This is a genomic window from Maribacter taeanensis (genome assembly GCF_047345145.1).
In the GTDB taxonomy this organism is placed as follows: domain Bacteria; phylum Bacteroidota; class Bacteroidia; order Flavobacteriales; family Flavobacteriaceae; genus Maribacter_C.
In genome coordinates this window covers 2,493-5,371 of the sequence record NZ_JBLFER010000008.1, presented here as the reverse complement: position 1 = coordinate 5,371, position 2,879 = coordinate 2,493, and the positions used below count along the sequence as shown (strand labels likewise).

Annotated in this window: 1 rRNA gene; it reads right to left on the bottom strand. The window is 50.8% G+C overall.

Annotated elements, in window-relative coordinates:
- Window positions 1-25: 25 nt before the first annotated feature.
- A 23S ribosomal RNA gene (locus tag ACKWCD_RS18945) occupies window positions 26-2,855 on the bottom strand.
- Window positions 2,856-2,879 lie beyond the last annotated feature (24 nt).

The following is a 2,879-nucleotide window of genomic DNA, read 5'->3' as shown; positions in this document are numbered from 1 at the left end:
CGCTCCCCCGAAGGGGAGCTTCACTTTGCGCAAGCTTGACGGGCAATTAGTACTACTCGGCTGCATGTATTACTACACTTCTACCTATAGCCTATCAACGTGGTCATCTCCCACGACCCTTTAAAGAAATCTCATCTTGTGGCGGGTTTCGCGCTTATATGCTTTCAGCGCTTATCCCATCCCGACATAGCTACCCAGCAATGCTCCTGGCGGAACAACTGGTGCACCAGCGGTCAGTCCAATCCGGTCCTCTCGTACTAGGATCAGATCCACTCAAATTTCTAACGCCCGCAGTAGATAGAGACCGAACTGTCTCACGACGTTCTGAACCCAGCTCGCGTGCCACTTTAATGGGCGAACAGCCCAACCCTTGGGACCTTCTCCAGCCCCAGGATGTGACGAGCCGACATCGAGGTGCCAAACCCCCCCGTCGATATGAGCTCTTGGGGGAGATCAGCCTGTTATCCCCGGCGTACCTTTTATCCTTTGAGCGATGGCCCTTCCATGCGGAACCACCGGATCACTATGCTCTTGTTTCCAACCTGATCGACCTGTATGTCTCTCAGTCAAGCGCCCTTGTGCCATTGCACTCTACACACGATTGCCAACCGTATTGAGGGCACCTTTAGAAGCCTCCGTTACTCTTTTGGAGGCGACCACCCCAGTCAAACTACCCACCACGCACTGTTCTCTATCTCTAGAGTTAGGCTTCAGACAAGCAAAGGCTGGTATTTCAACAATGACTCCACACCGCCTAGCGACGGCACTTCAAAGTCTCCCAGCTATCCTACACATTGCTTGACCGAAGTCAATACGAAGCTATAGTAAAGGTGCACGGGGTCTTTTCGTCCCACTGCGGGTAACCGGCATCTTCACCGATACTACAATTTCACCGAGCTCATGGCCGAGACAGTGTCCAGATCGTTGCACCATTCGTGCAGGTCGGAACTTACCCGACAAGGAATTTCGCTACCTTAGGACCGTTATAGTTACGGCCGCCGTTTACTGGGGCTTCAATTCAATGCTTCGCCGAAGCTAACATCTCCTCTTAACCTTCCAGCACCGGGCAGGTGTCAGGCCCTATACTTCATCTCTCGATTTTGCAGAGCCCTGTGTTTTTGATAAACAGTCGCCTGGACCTCTTCACTGCGGCCCCCCATACAGGGGGCGACCCTTCTCCCGAAGTTACGGGTCTATTTTGCCTAGTTCCTTAGCCATGAATCTCTCGAGCGCCTTAGAATACTCATCCCAACCACCTGTGTCGGTTTACGGTACGGGCTGCTTCACTCGCTTTTCTTGGAAGTCGATACTCTGGATTATCAGCTTGACCGTAGTCTCACTGTACTATCGAGGTGTTACCACTCTCTTCAACGCACAATTCCGTCTGTGCGCACCAAATTCTCGCCTCCGTCACTTTTAGCGTGAGCAGGTAGCAGAATATTAACTGCTTGTCCATCCACTTCCCCTTTCGGGTACGCGTTAGGTCCCGACTGACCCCCAGCTGATTAGCATAGCTGGGGAAACCTTGGTCTTTCGGCGTGCGGGTTTCTCGCCCGCATTATCGTTACTTATGCCTACATTTTCGTTTGTAGCTCCTCCAGCATCCCTCGCAGGTACACCTTCAACGGCACTACAATGCTCCCCTACCCCTTACAGTAATCTGTAAAGCTATAGCTTCGGTAATATGCTTATGCCCGATCATTATCCATGCGGAATCGCTCGACCAGTGAGCTGTTACGCACTCTTTAAATGAATGGCTGCTTCCAAGCCAACATCCTGGCTGTCTATGCAATTCCACCGCGTTTTGTCAACTTAGCATATATTTTGGGACCTTAGCTGATAGTCCGGGTTCTTTCCCTCTCGGACATGGACCTTAGCACCCATGCCCTCACTGCGCAGAAACATTTTATAGCATTCGGAGTTTGTCAGGAATTGGTAGGCGGTGAAGCCCCCGCATCCAATCAGTAGCTCTACCTCTATAAAACTATCTACACGCTGCACCTAAATGCATTTCGGGGAGTACGAGCTATTTCCGAGCTTGATTGGCCTTTCACCCCTACCCACAGGTCATCCCAAGACTTTTCAACGTCAACGGGTTCGGTCCTCCACTGTGTGTTACCACAGCTTCAACCTGCCCATGGGTAGATCGCACGGTTTCGCGTCTACTACTACTAACTGTATCGCCCTATTCAGACTCGCTTTCGCTACGGCTCCGGACCTGAAGTCCTTAACCTTGCTAGTAAAAGTAACTCGTAGGCTCATTATGCAAAAGGCACGCCGTCACCCCAAAGGGCTCCGACCGCTTGTAAGCGTATGGTTTCAGGATCTATTTCACTCCCTTATTCAGGGTTCTTTTCACCTTTCCCTCACGGTACTGGTTCACTATCGGTCTCTCAGGAGTATTTAGTCTTGGCGGATGGTCCCGCCGGATTCATACAAGGTTTCACGTGCCCCGCACTACTCAGGATACCACTATCTAAAAGGTCTTTACCTATACCGGGCTATCACCGTCTATGGCCAAGCTTTCCAACTTGTTCTAGTTCATCACTCCTCGAATATCGTGGTCCTACAACCCCATTATTGCCGAAACAACAATGGTTTGGACTAATCCAATTTCGCTCGCCGCTACTATCGGAATCACTTTTGTTTTCTCTTCCACCGGGTACTTAGATGTTTCAGTTCCCCGGGTTCGCCTCCTTACGGATACTATGTCTTCAACATAGTGGGTTGCCCCATTCGGATATCTACGGATCATATTGTGTGTGCCAATCCCCGCAGCTTTTCGCAGCTTATCACGTCCTTCATCGCCTCTGAGAGCCTAGGCATTCCCCATACGCCCTTTTCCAGCTTGTCGCCAAACCTTCAAATTTGCTGTATTT